A 17,331-nucleotide genomic window follows, 5' to 3' on the forward strand; every position below is an offset into this window, starting at 1 on the left:
GGGTTTCCGGCCGGGCCGACGTTTCGTGTGTCCGCTGCCGCTGTGCGTGCGTCAGCCTCGGGAGGGCCGCCGTGTCAGCGTGCGGCGGTGGCGGGCGGCCCGGTGGAGGTGCGGGGGACCAGCGTCACGGGGAGCAGTTCGGTGTCCGCCTGGCGGCCGTCCAGGACCGCGAGCAGTGCGCGCATGCCGGCCGCTCCGGCCTCGGCTGCGGGGAGGTGGACGGTGGTGAGTTCGGGTTCGACGGCTGTGGCGAGTGCCAGGTCGTCGAAGCCGGTGACGGAGACGTCTTCCGGTACGCGCAGGCCGAGCCGTCGGGCGGCCTTGAGGGCGCCGGTGGCGAGGAGGTCGTCGTCGCAGACGACGGCGGTGGGCGCGGGGGCGGTCGTGCCGGTGAGGGCGCGGGTGGTGGCTTCGAGCCCGCCGGCGACGCTGAGGGGCGCGTGTTCGGTGCGTACGACGGAGCCGCCTGTGCCGTGGAGCGCCTGGTGGAGGCTGTCGGCTCGGGTGGTGAAGGTCCAGGAGTCGATGGCGGAGGCCACGTGGGCCAGGTGCCGGTGGCCGAGTGAGAGCAGGTGGCCGGCGATCTGGCGCATGCCGTGTGCGATGTCGAAGTTGACGGTGGCGTCGGACCCCGGGTCGTCGCTGTCGAGCATGACGAGGGGGAGCCCTTCCCCGCGCAGCGCGCTCAGCGCGCCCGGGGCCATGGAGGAGGCGATCACGCCGTCGAGCGCGGCACTGGCGGAGGCGAAGGGGACGGGCGCGGCCGTGACGCCTTCGGGGGAGGGGTACAGGAGGAGCCCGAAGTCGTGGTCGGAGGCGATGCCGACGGCGCCCTGGTGGACGGCGGCGAAGAACTCGTTGGTCAGCGCGGGAACGACGAGGAGCGCCGTGCGGGTGCGGCCGAGCCGCAGATGGCGTGCGGCGAGGTTCGGCCGGTAGCCCATCTCGCGGGCCGCTTCGCGTACCTTCTGCGCCGTCCGTGCGGAGACGCGGCCCTCCCATTTGCCCCCGAGGACGAGGGAGACGGTGGCCTGGGAGACGCCGGCCGCGCTCGCCACGTCGTGCCCTGTGGGGCGGGTACGTCCGGGGGTTCCGGGTCCGCCGGGGCGGGCTTCTGGCACGTCTGCTCCTTCACCGTGGCTCGCTGCGCATGGTACGTATAACGGCGGTGGTTATACGTACAACTCCCGGGGGAGCCCTCCGGGCGGAGGGGAGTGGGCGGATGACGAGAGGCTATGCGGAGCTGCTGCGGGCCAAGCACGCGATGCGGTTGCTCGGAGGCACGCTGGTGGGCAGGCTGCCGAACGCGACGGGGCCCATCGCCATCGCACTGTTCGTCCGTGCCGAGGGCGGGAGCATGGCGCTCGCCGGGGTGTTGTCGGCCCTGTACGGGCTCGCGACGGCGTTCGGGCAGCCGATGCTGGGGCGGCTGGTCGACCTGTACGGGCAGCCGCGTGTGATGTTCCCGGCTGCGGTGCTCTCCGCGCTGGGCGCGGCCACGCTGGCGCTGTCCGGGGTGGGGTCGCTGCTGGTCGCCTACGGCGCCGTGCTGGCCTTCGGGCTGTTCACGCCGCCGCTGGAGGGCGGGCTGCGGGCCCTGTGGCCGAGTGTGCTCAAGCGGGAGGAGCGGGTGCACGCGGCGTACGCGCTGGATGCGGTGGCGCAGGAAGTGATGTTCGCCGCGGGGCCGTTGCTGGTGACGCTGCTGGTGGCGCGGTGGGACGAGACGGCTGCGCTGCTGGTGGTGAACGCACTGGGCGTGCTGGGCGCCCTCTCCGTCGTCGTGTCGCCGCCGTCGCGCGCGTGGCGTTCCTCGCCGCGTACGGCGCACTGGCTGGGGGCGCTGCGGTCCCCGGGGCTGAAGGCGCTGCTGGCCGCTTTCTTCTTCGTGGGGCTCGCGTTGGGGACGTTCGCGCTGGCGGGAGTGGCCTATGCGCAGGACCACGGGGACAAGCTCATATCGACCTATCTGCTGGCGGGGCAGGGTGCGGGGGCCCTGGTCGGCGGTGTGCTCTACGGGGCACGCCAGTGGCCCGGTGTGTACGAGGTGCGGCTGCGGGTGCTGGTGGGGCTGTTCGCCGCGGGGAACCTCCCGCTGGTGCTGGTGCCCGGCATGCCGGTGATGGTGGTGCTCGGCGGTCTCTCCGGGCTCTTCCTGGCGCCCGCATTGGCGTGTGCCTTCGTGGTGGTGGACCGCCATGCGCCCACCGGCACGGTGACGGAGGCGTTCTCGTGGCTGGTGACCACGTTCGGGGTGGGCGCCGCGGCCGGGACGGGGGCGGTGGGCAGCGTCATCGAGTGGGGCGGTTCTGGCGCCGGGTTCGGGCTGGCGGGGGCCGGCGGTGTGGCGGCGCTCGCGGTGATGCTGGCGACGACGCGGGTGCTGAGGCCGCCCGGCGGCGCCGTCCCCGAGGCGGCCGGCGCGGTCCGGGAGCCCGCTCCCGCCGCAGGTCCCGGGGGTGCCCCAACCCCGTTGACGGGTGCCGAAAATGATCGCAACGGTGCCGCCGAACCCGGTTTCAGATCCGGCCATCAGGCGTAATGTTCAGTCATGGACCGCCGAATCTTCGGGCTGGAGAACGAGTACGGCGTCACATGTACGTTCCGGGGACAGCGGCGGCTGTCCCCCGACGAAGTGGCGCGGTACCTCTTCCGCCGTGTTGTGTCATGGGGCCGCAGCAGCAATGTGTTCCTGCGGAACGGCGCGCGCCTCTACTTGGACGTGGGTTCGCACCCGGAGTACGCCACTCCGGAGTGCGACAACGTGACCGAGCTGGTCACCCACGACAAGTCCGGCGAGCGCATTCTTGAGGGCCTCCTCGTCGATGCCGAACGCCGCCTGCACGAGGAAGGAATCGCGGGCGACGTCTATCTCTTCAAGAACAACACCGACTCGGCCGGAAACTCCTACGGGTGCCACGAGAACTATCTTGTGGCGCGGCACGGGGAGTTCTCACGCCTGGCGGACGTACTGATTCCGTTCCTTGTCACCCGACAACTCGTATGCGGCGCCGGCAAGGTGCTCCAGACGCCGCGTGGAGCCGTCTACTGCGTCAGCCAGCGCGCCGAGCACATCTGGGAGGGCGTCAGCTCGGCGACGACCCGTTCGCGACCGATCATCAACACCCGGGACGAGCCGCACGCCGACGCGGAGCGCTACCGCAGGCTGCACGTCATCGTCGGGGACTCGAACATGTCCGAGACGACGATGCTGCTCAAGGTCGGCGCGACCGATCTCGTGCTGCGCATGATCGAGGCGGGCACGGTGATGCGGGACCTCACCCTGGAGAACCCGATCCGGGCGATCCGTGAGGTCAGTCACGACATCACGGGCCAGCGCAAGGTGCGTCTGGCCAGTGGCAGGGAGGCGTCGGCGCTGGAGGTGCAGCAGGAGTACTTCGACAAGGCTCTGGACTTCTGCGACCGCCGCGGCATCCGGTCGGGCCGGGTTGAGCAGGTGCTGGAGCTGTGGGGGCGCGCGCTGGAGTCGATCCGCTCCCAGGAGCTGGACAAGATCAACACCGAGATCGACTGGGTGATGAAGTACCAGCTCATCGAGCAGTACCGGAACAAGAACAACATCACCATGTCCCATCCCCGTATCGCGCAGATAGATCTCGCGTACCACGACATCCACCGCCGCAGGGGCCTCTACTACCTGCTGGAGCGGAACGGCAAGGCCGCCAGGATCTGCAACGACCTCAAGATCTTCGAGGGCAAGTCGGTGCCCCCGCAGACCACCAGGGCGCGGCTGCGGGGCGACTTCATCCGCAGGGCGCAGGAGCAGCGCCGTGACTTCACGGTGGACTGGGTGCATCTGAAGCTCAATGACCAGGCGCAGCGCACGGTGCTGTGCAAGGACCCGTTCCGCTCGGTGGACGAGCGGGTGGAGAAGCTGATCGCCGGCATGTGACACACGCGGATGCGAGTGTCGGGCGCGGGCGGTCCGGGTGGATACGGGCCGTTCGCGCCTTCCTCGTCAGCACAGGTTGACCGGGGTCAGGGCCGTTTCCGTGTCGCAGGTGGCGGGGGTGCAGGGGCGTAGTCGTAGGGTGTCAGAACTGCCCGGACACCCCCTACACCCACGAGTGGGACACATGCTGCATCTCTCCGGGGGTTCGAACCCCCGTACCTCCCGCGTTTCCCGGCCCCTCTCCCGGAAGTTCGCGCGCGCCTCGGCCGCCGCGCTGGCCGTGCCGCTGTTGGTCGTCTCGGCCGCTGCCTGCGGTTCCGAGGACGGTTCGAGCTCCGACTCCAAGGGCGGCCTGCCCAGCGTCAGCGGTCAGCTCGGCAAGAAGCCCAAGATCGAGAAGGGGCAGGGCGACCAGCCCGACAAGCTCGGCGTGAAGGTCCTCAAGCAGGGCGACGGGCAGAAGGTCCAGAAGGGCGACGCTGTCAACGCGCACTACGTCGGCCAGCTCTGGAAGGGCAAGGAATTCGACAGCAGCTGGAAGCGCGGCACCCCTGCCACGTTCCAGATCGGCAACGGCAAGGTGATCAAGGCCTGGGACGAGGCGCTGGTCGGCAAGAAGATGGGCAGCCGCGTCGAGATCGTCGCGCCGCCCGGTAAGGCGTACGGCAAGCAGGGCCAGCCGCCGACGATTCCCGCCAATTCCACGCTGGTCTTCGTTGTCGACCTGAAGAAGATCATGCCGAGCCAGATCGATGGCAAGCCCGTTGACAAGCCGCAGAACCCCGACCTGCCCAAGGTCAGCACCAAGATCACGAAGAACAAGGCGCCCTCTGTCGAGATGCCCAAGGACAAGTCGGCTCCGGACAAGCTGATCAGCGAGCCGGTCGTGGAGGGTGACGGCAAGGCCGCCACCGAGAAGAGCACGATCCTCGCCAACTTCACGGCGAAGCAGTGGAAGACCGGCAAGCAGCTCGACAACACCTGGGCGCAGGGCGGACCGCAGGAGTTCCCCGTCTCGCAGATCCCGGGCTGGAAGGAAGGGCTCAAGGGTGCCAAGGCGGGCAGCCGCGTGGTGATCTCCGTGCCGCCGGAGACCTTCCCCAAGGAGCAGCGGAAGCAGTTCAAGGACGGCGTCGTCTTCTCGGTGGACGTCCTTGACGTGAAGTGACCGCTTCCGTGGCAGACTGGCGCGGTTGTCCCCAAGATTCGTTCGTAGGAGCAATTTCGTGAGCATCGACAAGCCCGAGGTCGACTTCCCTGAAGGCGAGGCGCCGACCGACCTGGAGATCCAGGACCTGTGGGAGGGCGATGGCCCCGAGGCCAAGGCCGGGGACAATGTCTCCGTGCACTACGTGGGTGTCTCGTTCTCCACCGGTGAAGAGTTCGACGCGAGCTGGAACAGGGGCAAGCCGCTCCAGTTCCAGCTGGGTGCCGGACAGGTCATCGAGGGCTGGGACAAGGGTGTGCAGGGCATGAAGGTCGGCGGTCGTCGCCGTCTGACGATCCCGGCCCGCCTGGCCTACGGGGAGCGCGGTGCCGGCGGCGGACGGATCAAGCCGAACGAGTCGCTGATCTTCGTCTGCGATCTCATCGCCGTCTGACGGACACGGAACCACCGGGAGCCCCGCCCACGGCGGGGCTCCCGGCTTTTGCCGTCCGCTCCGCGGGCGGTACGGTCGACAGCCGGAACAGCAGCAGAGAGGGCACGAGGAACCCATGGCGATTGCCAAGGCCGAGCGGCTGATGAATCTGGCGCTGTGCCTCCTGGGTGCCCGGCGTCCGCTCACCAAGCGTGAGCTGCGCGACTCCATCGAGGCGTACGTCGAAGCCTTCGGGTCAGGCGAGGGGCACACCGGCAGCGAGGAGTCCTTCAGCCGGATGTTCGAGCGGGACAAGGACGACCTGCGCGAGCTGGGCCTCGTCATCGACACCGTGGAGAACCTCGACGGCGAGACCGGCTATGTGGCCCGGCGCGACAGCAACACCCTGCCGCCCGTCACCCTCGACGCAGCCGAGGCCACGGCGCTGGGCCTCGCGGCCCGCGTCTGGCAGCAGGCGAGGCTCGCCGCTGCCGCCAGCGGAGCGCTCCAGAAGCTGCATGCCGCCGGCGGCATGCCGGGTGTGAGCGTTGCCGAACAGGACGGGGAGCGGCGGCACAGCACGCTGGAGCCCCATATCCCCGCGCGGGAGGCGGCGTTCGAGCCGCTGATGCTGGCATGCCGCGACCGGCGGCCCGTCGTCTTCGACTACCGCAAGTCCAACGCCGCACGTGCCGAGAAGCGCCAGGTCGAGCCGTGGACGCTGGAGTGCTGGCGCGGCCACTGGTACCTCGCCGGCTACGACAGGGACCGGGGCGCCGAGCGCGTCTTCCGGCTCTCGCGCATCACGGGCGCCGTGCGCTCACGTGCGGCGGCCTTCACCGCGCCCGTCCCCGACCAGGTGACGGTGCGCGAGACGGTGGAGCGCTGGGCAGGCGAGGGCGCCACCAGCAGCGCCCGTATCCGGCTGCGCGCGGGCTCTGGCTACCCGCTGCGGGCCAGGGCGCTGTCGACCAGGGAACTGGGCGACGGCTGGGACGAGTTGGAGATCCCCTACGGTCATGGACTCGACGCCTGGCTGGTGGAGTTCGGGCCCGATGTGATCGTGCTGGAACCCGCTGAGCTACGGGCCGACGTGGTCGACCGGCTGCGCGCCGTGGCCAAGGGCTGAGGGGGAGGAACGCCATATGGCCGGCAACGCCATCGACCAGACCCGCAGGATGCTCTCGCTGGTCACCTACCTGCGGGACAGGCCGGGTGCCCGGGTCGACGAGGTCGCACGGGCCTTCGCGATCACCGCTGACGAGCTGATCTCCGACCTGAACGTGCTGCCCATGTGCGGGACCAGCTTCCGCGGCGGCGACCTGCTGGAGATCGACACCGACGGCGAGCGCATCTGGTGGCGCAACGCGGACGCGCTGGGCAGCGACACGGCCCAGCCGCTGCGGCTGGCAGCGGACGAGGCCACCGCGCTGCTGGTGGCGGCGCGTGCCGTCGCCACGCTGCCGGGGCTGCGCGAGAGCGACCGCGACGCGCTCCAGCGGGCAACCGCCAAGCTGGAGACGGCGGCGGGGGAGAGCGCGGGCGCCAGCTCGCGGCTGTCGGTGACCTTCGAGTCCGAGGGCGGCGTCTTCGCCGATGTCGACCGCGCCATCGCCGAGCGGCGCAGGCTGTGGCTGCGCTACTACTCTCCGGCACGCGACGAACTGACCGATCGCGAGGTGGACCCGATCAGGCTGTTCGCTGTCGGGCACACCTACGTGGAGGCGTGGTGCCGGCTGTCGGAGGCGCGGCGTACCTTCCGCCTCGACCGGATCGCCGAGATCAAGCTGCTCGACGAGCGCTCCGACCCGCCCCCGATCGAGCCCCGGGACCTGAGCGCCGGGCTCGTACAGCCCGCCGCCGGCGACCCTGAGGTCGTCATCGAGGTGGGCCCCGGCGGGCGTTGGGTCGCGGAGTACTACCCGTACGACAGCGCTGAGGAACTGCCCGACGGCGGGCTGCGGATCACGCTGCGTACGCCCGACCCGGCCTCGCTGCGCCGACTGGCGCTGCGGCTCGGCAAGGACGGGCGGATCACGTCGCCCCCCGAGCTGGACGACAGCGCGCGGGAAGCGGCGAAGAAGGCGCTCGCCGCCTACGGGGAGTGAGAGCGGGCTCTACGAGCCACTAGGCTGCTCCCCATGTTGTGGCCGATGTTCTTCCTGGTCCTGGCCTTCTGCGGGATCGCCGTACTCGGGGTGCTCGCTGTCCGGGTGGGGCTGGAGGTGCGCCGTTTCTCCCGTGCGGTCGGTGACAGTTCGGAGCGGATCACCAGGGCCGCTGAGAATCTGGAGCGTGCCGCCGTACCGCTCGCGGCGCGTGCCCCGCGTGTGCCGTCCTCCAGCGAGACACAAGCTCCTTACGAGACATAGGAGACGCGAAGGCGGTCTGCTGGTATGGACAGCGGAGGGGTAGGCTGCCTGGCGTGCCGTGTCGACGGCGGCTGGAGCACGCAATCGGGAGGATGCACGGGGATTGCCTGGTGTTCACTCCACAGGGTTACGATCGCTGCCAGTACGTCAGCTCGACGCGGTATGTCAGCACGACGCAGGCAGCCAAACACACGGCAGGCAGGACACACGCCGCCCCGGCGAGAAGGTAGTGGCACATGATCGGCAATCTGAGGCCCATGGAAATTGTCCTGATCATCCTTGTCATCCTGCTGCTGTTCGGAGCCAAGAAGCTTCCGGACATGGCCCGTTCGCTGGGCAAGTCGGCCCGCATCCTCAAGAGCGAGGCCAAGCAGATGAAGAAGGAAGGCGGCTCGACCGCCGAGGGCGAGGCGGAGGCCAAGTCCGGTGAGGCGCAGCAGTCGGCGCCCAGGACCATCCAGGCAGCCCCCGGTGACACGGCGACCGCGCGTCCCGTCACGGAGCCGGACCAGCAGCAGAAGAGCAGCTGAGACACGCAGCTGACCAGGATGCCGCCGACACTTCGAGACTGAGGACGAGGGTTGCTCAAGTCCGCCCGTAACCAGGGTAAGCGGGAAAGAGATCCCGAGGGCCGGATGCCCCTCGCGGATCATCTGCGTGAGCTGCGCAACCGCTTGATGAAGTCCGTGCTGGCGATCCTTGTCGTCACCATCGTGGCGATGGTCTATTACAAGCAGATCGCCGACTTCCTGATGGACCCCGTCCGCGACTCGGTGGGCTGCACGAAGGGCTTCGGCGAGGCCGCCAAGGAAGGCGAGACCTGCGCCGAGATCACCATCAACGGCCTGATCGCGCCCTTCACGATCATGCTCAAGGTGGCCCTCACGGCGGGCGTCGTCGTCGCCTCGCCGATCTGGCTCTACCAGCTGTGGGGCTTCCTCGCCCCCGGCCTGCACAAGCACGAGAAGAAGTACGCGCGCTCCTTCGTCGGAGTCGGCGTGCCGCTGTTCCTCGCGGGTGCCTGCCTGGCCTACGTCGTCCTGCCGACGGCTGCCAAGACCTTGCTGGACTTCAGCCCCGAGGGCACGGGCAACCTGATCCCGCTGGACGACTTCCTCGACATCGTCACCCGTCTGGTGATCGTCTTCGGGCTCGCCTTCGAACTGCCGCTGCTGCTGGTCCTGTTGAACCTCGGCGGCATCCTCAGCGGGAAGCGTCTGCTGGGCTGGTGGCGAGGGATGGTGCTGGGCATCACGATCTTCGCGGCCGTCGCGACACCGACAGGTGACCCGCTGACGATGTGCGCGCTGGCGGCGCCCATCGTCCTGCTCTACTTCGGTGCCGTCGCCATCTCGCTCTTCAACGACCGCCGCCGCAGGCGCGCCAGCCCGTACGCGGGCCTGGACGACGACGAGGCGTCCACGCTCGACGACGTTCCGGAACCCGTCGCCTCCACCGACTCCGTACCGGCGCCGCGCTCCGTCTCCGACGACGGCGCGGGCGGACCGAACCGGATGAACGGTTACGACGACGCCACCTGAGCGGCCCCCTTACGCAGCTGAGCAGCCGGTCACCCGCTGCCCTCTCCTGCTGACCCCGCGTATGCGCGGAACGCTCTGACCATGGGTTTTGGGCCATGTGCCGGTAAAGATCGTGAGTTCTGTCAGACGTGGCCGGTACGCTCGTAGACACGATGACCGAGGACCTGTCCCCAGCAGAGCGATACTCGGCGGCCCGTCGGCGTGCGGCCGACCAGGCCACCGCCCTCGCTCCCTTCCGTGACATGTACGACTTCGATCTCGATCCGTTCCAGATCGAGTCGTGCCAAGCCCTCGAAGCAGGAAAGGGAGTGCTGGTCGCGGCGCCGACCGGCTCAGGCAAGACCATTGTGGGCGAGTTCGCCGTCCACCTGGCCCTGACGCAGGGCCGCAAGTGTTTCTACACCACCCCGATCAAGGCGCTGTCGAACCAGAAGTACGGCGACCTGGTCAAAAGATACGGCGCCTCCAAGGTCGGTCTGCTGACCGGCGACAACAGCGTCAACTCCGAGGCCCCCGTCGTCGTGATGACGACCGAGGTGCTGCGGAACATGCTCTACGCCGGGTCCAAGTCCCTGCTGGGGCTGGGCTACGTCGTCATGGACGAGGTGCACTACCTCTCGGACCGCTTCCGGGGCGCCGTGTGGGAGGAAGTCATCATCCACCTCCCCGAGTCGGTGGCCCTCGTCTCGCTGTCGGCCACGGTCTCGAACGCGGAGGAGTTCGGTGACTGGCTGGACACCGTGCGCGGTGACACCGAGGTGGTCGTCTCCGAGCACCGGCCCGTTCCGCTGTGGCAGCACGTGCTCGCGGGCCGGCGGATGTACGACCTGTTCGAGGAGTCGGGGGAGAAGCGCGAGGTCAACCCCGACCTCGTGCGCATGGCCCGGATCGAGAACAGCAGGCCGGGCAACCCCAGGGACCGCCGCGGAGGCGGCCGTCCGAAGCGGGAGGCCGACCGGGAGCGTGAGCGCCGCCAGCGTGCCCGTACGTGGACGCCGAGCCGTCCTGAGGTCATCGACAGGCTGGACTCCGAGGGCCTGCTGCCCGCCATCACGTTCATCTTCAGCCGCGCGGGCTGCGAGGCCGCCGTCCAGCAGTGCCTGTACTCGGGCCTGCGGCTCAACGACGCTCCCGCGCGTGCCAGGGTCCGGGAGATCGTCGAGGAACGCACCGCCGACATCCCCGACCAGGACCTGCACGTGCTGGGCTACTTCGAGTGGCTGGAGGGCCTGGAGCGCGGTATCGCAGCGCACCACGCGGGCATGCTGCCGACCTTCAAGGAGGTCGTCGAGGAGCTGTTCGTACGGGGCCTCGTGAAGGCGGTCTTCGCGACCGAGACCCTCGCCCTGGGCATCAACATGCCGGCGCGCTCGGTGGTGTTGGAGAAGCTCGTCAAGTGGAACGGCGAGCAGCACGCCGACATCACGCCCGGCGAGTTCACGCAGCTCACCGGCAGGGCCGGGCGGCGCGGCATCGACATCGAGGGGCACGCCGTCGTGCTGTGGCAGCGCGGCATGGACCCCGGAGCGCTCGCGGGGCTCGCGGGAGCGCGTACGTATCCGCTGCGTTCCTCCTTCAAACCGTCGTACAACATGGCGGTCAACCTCGTCGCGCAGTTCGGCAGACACCGCTCGCGGGAGCTGCTGGAGACCTCGTTCGCGCAGTTCCAGGCGGACCGCTCCGTCGTCGGCATCTCGCGGCAGGTGCAGAAGAACGAGGAGGGCCTTGAGGGGTACCGCGCCTCGATGACCTGCCACCTCGGCGACTTCGAGGAGTACGCGCGGCTGCGGCGCGAACTGAAGGACCGCGAGACGGAGTTGGCCAAGCAGGGCGCGGCGCAGCGCCGAGTGCAGGCAGCCGCGGCGCTGGAGAAGCTCAAGCCCGGCGATGTCATCCACGTGCCCACGGGCAAGTACGCGGGCCTCGCCCTCGTGCTGGACCCCGGCGTCGGCTCCGGGCGCGGCCCGGGCCACCGCAGGGGGTACGACCGGCACTCGGAGCCCGAGGGGCCGCGCCCGCTCGTGCTGACCGCGCAGCGGCAGGTCAAGCGGCTGGCCGCGATGGACTTCCCGGTGCCTGTCGAGCCGCTGGACAGGATGCGCGTCCCCAAGTCGTTCAACGCGCGCAGCCCGCAGTCCCGCCGGGACCTCGCCTCCGCGCTGCGGACGAAGGCCGGGCACCATGTCGCGCCCCGGCACCGCAAGGAGCGCTCGGAGGCGGCTGACGACACCGAGATCACGCGGCTGCGCGCCGAGATCCGCCGGCACCCGTGCCACGGCTGCGACGAGCGGGAGGACCACGCACGCTGGGCCGAGCGGTATCAGCGGCTCAAGCGGGACACGCGGCAGCTGGAGCGGCGCATCGAGGGGCGTACGAACACGATCGCGCGGACCTTCGACAGGGTGTACGCGCTGCTGAGCGAGCTGGACTACCTCAGCGGCGACCATGTCTCCGAGGACGGCCGGGTACTGGGGCGGCTCTACGGAGAGCTGGACCTGCTGGCCTCCGAGTGCCTGCGGGACGGGGTGTGGGAGGGCCTGCCGCCGGCCGAACTGGCCGCCTGTGTCTCCGCTTTGGTGTACGAGTCGCGCAGCGCCGACGACGCGCTGCCGCCCAAGCTGCCCGGTGGCAGGGCCCGTACGGCGCTCAGCGAGATGGTGCGGATCTGGGGCCGGCTGGACGCTCTGGAGGAGGACCACCGCATCACCGCTGCCGAGGGCGTCGGCCAGCGCGAGCCCGACCTGGGATTCGCCTGGGCGGCGTACCGCTGGGCCGAAGGCCACGGGCTCGACGAGGTGCTGCGCGAGGCGGACATGCCGGCGGGCGACTTCGTGCGCTGGTGCAAGCAGGTCATCGACGTGCTGGGCCAGTTGGCCGCCGCAGCGCCGGATGTCGGCACCGTGCCGAAGAACGCGCGTAAGGCGATCGACGGCATGCTGCGGGGAGTTGTCGCCTACTCCAGCGTCGGCTGACGCGCCTGCGCCGGAGGGCGTACGTGGGTGCCTGCGTGGACGGGGCATCGTATGCGCGTGAAGTCGCCGGGGGAGCCCTTGCGGACGGTAGCTGTCCGCAAGGGCTTCTACCGTGCTGCCATGACCTCACAGATCCGGCCCTTCCGTATCGACGTCCCGCAGACCGACCTGGATGATCTGCGCGAGCGCCTGGCCCGTACCCGCTGGCCGCGTGAGCTGCCGGGCGAGGGCTGGAGCAGGGGTGTGCCCGGCACATGTCTGCGCCGGCTGGCGGCGCGGTGGCGCGACGGTTTCGACTGGCGTGAGCGGGAGGCGGAGCTGAACCGCTTCCCGCAGTTCATGACCGGGATCGACGGCCAGGACGTGCACTTCCTGCACGTACGTTCGCCCGAGCCCGACGCGCTGCCGCTCGTGCTCACCCACGGCTGGCCCAACTCCTTCGTGGAGTTCGCCCGTCTCATCGGACCGCTGACCGATCCCCGGGCACACGGTGGGGACCCGGCGCAGGCGTTCCACGTCGTCGTGCCCTCGCTGCCGGGGTTCGGCTTCTCCGCGCCGCCCGCTGAGGAGGGCTGGAGCGCGCGGCGCGTGGCAGAACTGTGGGCCCGTCTGATGCGGCGCCTGGGGTACGAGCGCTACGGCGCCCAGGGTGACGACTTCGGGGCCTACGTCGCACCTGAGGTGGCCGCTGCCGACCCCGCGCGGGTGGCCGGGGTGTACCTCATCGGCGGGCTCGGTTTCCCCACGGAGGAGGACCTGCCGGAGCTGACGCAGGAGGAACGGGCCTCCTACGAAGCGCTCATGGGCCAGGACTGGATGCACGGGGTCGACCACCACGCGCTGCTGCGCGCGGCCCCGCAGACCTTCGCGTACGGCTGGCACGACTCGCCCGTGGGGGCACTGGCGTGGATGGCGCAGAAGTTCCACGAGTTCAACGCCTCGGGCAAGCCGCTCGACGAGGCCGTCGACACGGACCTGTTCCTGACCAACCTGAGCCTCTACTGGCTGACGGGCACATTCGGTTCGTCGGCGTGGCCGTACTACGAGAGCGCCGGGTTCGCCTGGCCCCGGGGCAACCGCGCGGCGCCGACCGGCGTCTACAGCGGGCCTCCCGGCATCCGCCGCCTCGCCGAACGGCACACCGAGATCCCGCACTGGCCCACCGGCAACCCCGGGGGGCACCACTTCCTGGCCATGGACCGGCCGGACGCGCTGGCTGCCGACATACGCGCGTTCTTCGCCAGGGTGCGCTGAGCCGCGGGCACCGAACCGCGCCGAGCCGTGGGCGCCGGGGGCACGCGGTGTTGACGGGTGGTGCGCCGGGCGGGATGTTCAGCGGTGCGTCAACTGCCGGGCACGTACACGCCGTACGGGCCCGGCAGCGTTTCGTGTGGCGCGCGGCCTCCCGCGCGTCCCGTACCCGACAGGGGGCCGATGTGCGTACGAAGAGCAGATCCCTGGTCCGCCGCTGGGCCTCGGCCGTGTTCGCGGTCGCCGCTGTCGCGGCGCTCTCGTCAGCCGCGCAGGCACAGCCAGAAGGAGCCGCTCATGGCGGCGATCCCGCACGGGACCTGCGGCTCACGCAGGTTCAGTCGATGGCCACGCACAACAGCTACCACCGTGAGGCGTCCTTCGCCGAGCAGCAGATCATGTCCCAGCACGATCCGAACTGGCAGACGCTGCTCTACAGCCATGCCTCGCTGCCCGTACAGTTCGAGCGCCAGCGTGCGCGGGGCATCGAGCTGGATGTCTTCCCCGACCCCCAAGGCGGCCTGTACGCCGACCCGTTGATCCGTAAACAGGCCGGGCTGCCCGCGCTTTCCGACCCCGACTGGAAGAAGCCCGGCTTCAAGGTGCTGCACTGGGCGGACTTCGACTACCGCACCACCTGCGTGACGCTGCGCGGCTGTCTGCGGCAGGTCAAGGAGTGGTCCGACGAGCAGCCGGGGCACGTGGCCGTGCCGATCCTGCTCGAACTCAAGCAGACCGACCCGCGCCTGGAGGAGCGGGGCGGTGCCAAGAGCCCGCCCTGGGACACCGCGATGCTCGACGCGCTCGACGCGGAGATCCGCACCGTCTTCCCCGACCGCGATACGGTCACGGCCGACGACATCCGGCGCCCGGGCAAGAGCCTGGAACGTTCAGTTCTCGAACGGGGCTGGCCCAAAGTACGGGATACCCGGGGCAAGACCATGTTCTTCATGGACAACGATGCACAGGGCATTCAGGACGCGTACCGCGCGGGGGGTCGCGAGAGCCTTCAGGGGCGGGTGCTGTTCACGGACTCCGAACCGGGGCGCGCGGACGCGGCGTTTATGAAAGTGAACGATCCGACCGGCGCGAACAAGGCGGTGATCCGGGATCTGGTGAAGCGCGGCTACTACGTGCGGACCCGTTCCGACGTGCCGCTCGCACAGGCCACGTCCGGTGACACCGCGATGCTGCGGGACGCGCTGTCGTCCGGGGCGCAGATGGTGAGCACGGACTTCCCCGTTCCGGGGCTCGCGGCGCGGTACGGGTCCGACTACGTGGCGGAGCTGCCGCGTACCGACGCCGCCGTGCGCTGCAACCCCGTCACGGTGCGTACATGCCCGCGGGGCGCGCTGGAGTGAAGTGCCGCGGGGCGAGCCGGACTTCGGCCGGCCCCGGATGCACGTTCCGGGCGAACGCCGGGTGCGGCGGGGGAGGGGCGCGAGGCCGCACGAGCCCGCCTGCGCACGAGCCCGCCTCCGCGCGAGGCCCGCGCAGAACGAAGCCGCCTCGCGGGAGGCCCGCAGTACGGGGGCGTCTCGCGAGGCGGCACACGGGGACGAGGGACGAGGGCGGCACCCGGGGAGAAGGCACGCACGGGACCGTCAGGCGACGGCCTGTGCCTCCTGCTCGGCTTCGACCTGTGCGTTCCAGTCCCGCTTGGCGGCCTGCCAGCCGTCCTCGTCGGAACCGAGGCGCCAGTAGCCGGAGATGGACAGCTGCTCGCGGGGGATGCCCTGGTCCAGGCGGAGGAAGCGGCGGAGTTCCTTGACGAAGCCGGCCTCGCCGTGGACGAACGCGTGCACGCGCCCGGGCGGGAAGTCGAGGCCGAGGACGGCGGCGGTCAGCTTCTGTCCGACCGGTGTGTTCCCCCGGTGCAGCCAGACCACCTCGGCGCCGAGGGGAACGTCGAGCGGCTGCTCCTCCTCGGGGCCCGCGACCTCGATGAAGGCGCGCACGGGTGCTCCCGCGGGCATCCGGGCGAGCGCCGCGGCGATGGCGGGCAGCGCGCTCTCGTCGCCGGCGAGCAGGTGCCAGTCGGCGTCGGGGGAGGGAGCGTACTCGCCGCCCGGGCCGAGGAGGCGCAGGGTGTCGCCGGGACGTGCGTCGCGTGCCCACGGGCCCGCGAGACCCGAGTCGCCGTGCACGACGAAGTCGACGGTCAACTCCCGTGCGGAAGGCTCCCATTCACGCACGGTGTACGTACGCGTCGCGGGCCACTGGTCGCGGGGCATGTCGGCCCTGATCTGGGCGATGTCGAAGGGCTCGGGGTAGGAGACACCGGGCACGGGGAAGAGGAGCTTGACGTAGTGGTCGGTGCAGTCACCGGCCGTGAAGTTCGCCAGGCCCTCACCGCCGAGGACGACCCGCACCATGTGGGGGGTCAGCTGCTCGGTGCGCACCACCTGGGCGTGATGGAGCTGGGGCTTCTTTCGAGCCGGACGGTCTGCCACGAGGGCCTCCCTGAGCACTTCGGTGTCGTCGCCATCTATTCAGTTAGGCATGCCTAACCTAACAGATCATGCGGCCAGGGTGGAGAGAAGACGGCTCAGCGAACCGCCCAGGCCCCAGCGTTCGGCGAGCTTCTCCAGCGCCGCCGGGTCGCGCGGCGCGGTCGGCAGCGCCGGGTCGAAGGCGGGCAGCTCCACGTCGTCGGCGACCCGCACGACCTTCGGCGCTACGGCGAGGTAGGGGCGTGCCTCCTCGAACCTCTTGCGCTGCGCCGGGGTGATCCGCGAGGTGGGGTCCCCGACGGCCGCCACGATCCCGGCGAGATCCCCGTACTCCGTGAGCAGCTTGGCCGCGGTCTTCTCGCCGACGCCACGCACCCCGGGCAGCCCGTCGCTCGGGTCGCCGCGCATGAGGGCGAGGTCCACATAACCGGCCCCGTCGACGCCGTACTTCTCGCGGAGCGCTGCGCCGTCGTAGATGTCCAGGTTGCCCACGCCCTTCACGGGATAGAGCACCCGCACGGCGCGGGCGTCGTCGACGAGCTGGAAGAGGTCGCGGTCGCCGGTCACGACATCGACCGGTCCCGTCGCACGTGCGGTGAGCGTGCCGATCACGTCGTCCGCCTCGTAACCCGCGGCTCCCACGCGGGCGATGCCCAGTGCGTCGAGCACTTCGTCGATCACCGGGACCTGGGGGGAGAGCGCGTCGGGGATCTCCTCCGTGTCGGGGTCTTCCTGGGCTTCTTCGGCCACGCGGTGCGCCTTGTACGAGGGGATCAGCTCGACCCGCCACTGGGGGCGCCAGTCGAAGTCCATGCAGGCAACGAGCTGGTCGGGGTGGCGGTCCTGGACCAGGCGCGCGATGAAGTCGAGCAGTCCGCGCACGGCGTTGACGGGGGTGCCGTCGGGCGCGCGGACGGTGTCGGGGACTCCGAAGTACGCGCGGAAGTAGAGCGAGGCGGTGTCGAGGAGCATCAGACGGTTACCGTCCGTGTCCGCGTGGGGCGTTGGGTTCGCTGTGTGCATCGTCACGGACCGATGATGCCGCACGGCACCGACAGCGGGACCGGCCCGTGATTCCCGGCCCTGGGTGGCCGGCGTTTCCGGATTCGCGGTTATGAACAGCGTCACGAACGGTTTGAGATCGCGATCTCTGAGCAGGAGCCCCCTCGGTGAAGCCTGGTGTAGGGTGCACTTTTCTGGTATGCGCCGTTTGAGTGTTTTATATGCACCGCTCCATCAACAGCGTGCG

15 protein-coding genes are annotated in these 17,331 nt (G+C 70.1%); 12 read left to right on the top strand and 3 right to left on the bottom strand.

What is annotated here, in order from left to right; all coding sequences use genetic code 11:
* Positions 1–74: 74 nt before the first annotated feature.
* Positions 75–1,121, bottom strand: coding sequence for a LacI family DNA-binding transcriptional regulator (locus NMN56_RS09720; RefSeq protein WP_274038775.1), 1,047 nt, complete (start codon positions 1,119–1,121; stop codon positions 75–77).
* Positions 1,122–1,222: 101 nt separating this feature from the next.
* Here NMN56_RS09720 and NMN56_RS09725 point away from each other — a divergent pair, with 101 nt between their 5' ends.
* The 12 genes from NMN56_RS09725 to NMN56_RS09780 all read left to right on the top strand — a co-directional run bounded on the left by NMN56_RS09725 (position 1,223) and on the right by NMN56_RS09780 (position 14,990).
* Complete coding sequence (locus NMN56_RS09725) at positions 1,223–2,542, top strand: MFS transporter (RefSeq protein ID WP_274038776.1); 1,320 nt, start codon at positions 1,223–1,225, stop codon at positions 2,540–2,542.
* Between the two features lie 9 nt (positions 2,543–2,551).
* Positions 2,552–3,913 carry a Pup--protein ligase gene (gene pafA, locus NMN56_RS09730; protein WP_274038777.1) on the top strand — a complete coding sequence of 454 codons (1,362 nt, stop codon included), beginning with the start codon at positions 2,552–2,554 and terminating at the stop codon, positions 3,911–3,913.
* A gap of 184 nt (positions 3,914–4,097) precedes the next feature.
* Entirely contained in the window at positions 4,098–5,081 is a 984-nt protein-coding gene (locus NMN56_RS09735) for an FKBP-type peptidyl-prolyl cis-trans isomerase (protein ID WP_274038778.1), read from the top strand.
* 58 nt (positions 5,082–5,139) lie between these two features.
* Positions 5,140–5,514 carry an FKBP-type peptidyl-prolyl cis-trans isomerase gene (locus tag NMN56_RS09740; RefSeq protein ID WP_274038779.1) on the top strand — a complete coding sequence of 125 codons (375 nt, stop codon included), beginning with the start codon at positions 5,140–5,142 and terminating at the stop codon, positions 5,512–5,514.
* A 115-nt stretch (positions 5,515–5,629) separates the two neighbouring features.
* Positions 5,630–6,622: a helix-turn-helix transcriptional regulator gene (locus NMN56_RS09745; RefSeq protein WP_274038780.1), complete on the top strand. Its 993-nt coding sequence runs from the start codon at positions 5,630–5,632 to the stop codon at positions 6,620–6,622.
* A 16-nt stretch (positions 6,623–6,638) separates the two neighbouring features.
* Positions 6,639–7,601 carry a helix-turn-helix transcriptional regulator gene (locus tag NMN56_RS09750; protein ID WP_274038781.1) on the top strand — a complete coding sequence of 321 codons (963 nt, stop codon included), beginning with the start codon at positions 6,639–6,641 and terminating at the stop codon, positions 7,599–7,601.
* 33 nt (positions 7,602–7,634) lie between these two features.
* Positions 7,635–7,865 carry a hypothetical protein gene (locus NMN56_RS09755; protein ID WP_274038782.1) on the top strand — a complete coding sequence of 77 codons (231 nt, stop codon included), beginning with the start codon at positions 7,635–7,637 and terminating at the stop codon, positions 7,863–7,865.
* Positions 7,866–8,101: 236 nt separating this feature from the next.
* Positions 8,102–8,395 carry a Sec-independent protein translocase subunit TatA gene (gene tatA / locus NMN56_RS09760; protein WP_274038783.1) on the top strand — a complete coding sequence of 98 codons (294 nt, stop codon included), beginning with the start codon at positions 8,102–8,104 and terminating at the stop codon, positions 8,393–8,395.
* 51 nt (positions 8,396–8,446) lie between these two features.
* Positions 8,447–9,406: a twin-arginine translocase subunit TatC gene (tatC, locus tag NMN56_RS09765; protein WP_274038784.1), complete on the top strand. Its 960-nt coding sequence runs from the start codon at positions 8,447–8,449 to the stop codon at positions 9,404–9,406.
* Between the two features lie 152 nt (positions 9,407–9,558).
* Positions 9,559–12,378 (top strand): DEAD/DEAH box helicase, encoded by a 2,820-nt coding sequence (locus NMN56_RS09770; RefSeq protein ID WP_274038785.1) that lies wholly within the window; start codon positions 9,559–9,561, stop codon positions 12,376–12,378.
* Between the two features lie 120 nt (positions 12,379–12,498).
* On the top strand, positions 12,499–13,632 hold the full coding sequence (locus NMN56_RS09775; RefSeq protein ID WP_274038786.1) for an epoxide hydrolase family protein: 1,134 nt from the start codon (positions 12,499–12,501) through the stop codon (positions 13,630–13,632).
* Between the two features lie 182 nt (positions 13,633–13,814).
* On the top strand, positions 13,815–14,990 hold the full coding sequence (locus tag NMN56_RS09780; protein ID WP_280842580.1) for a phosphatidylinositol-specific phospholipase C1-like protein: 1,176 nt from the start codon (positions 13,815–13,817) through the stop codon (positions 14,988–14,990).
* A 243-nt stretch (positions 14,991–15,233) separates the two neighbouring features.
* Here NMN56_RS09780 and NMN56_RS09785 read toward each other — a convergent pair whose 3' ends face one another.
* Both NMN56_RS09785 and NMN56_RS09790 read right to left on the bottom strand, forming a co-directional pair.
* A complete protein-coding gene (locus NMN56_RS09785; protein WP_274038788.1) occupies positions 15,234–16,082 on the bottom strand; it encodes a siderophore-interacting protein in 849 nt (282 codons plus the stop codon).
* Positions 16,083–16,148: 66 nt separating this feature from the next.
* Positions 16,149–17,054, bottom strand: coding sequence for a 5'-3' exonuclease (locus NMN56_RS09790; protein ID WP_274039346.1), 906 nt, complete (start codon positions 17,052–17,054; stop codon positions 16,149–16,151).
* Positions 17,055–17,331 lie beyond the last annotated feature (277 nt).

Origin of the sequence: Streptomyces iconiensis, assembly GCF_028657195.3 — a bacterium.
In the GTDB taxonomy this organism is placed as follows: domain Bacteria; phylum Actinomycetota; class Actinomycetes; order Streptomycetales; family Streptomycetaceae; genus Streptomyces; species Streptomyces iconiensis.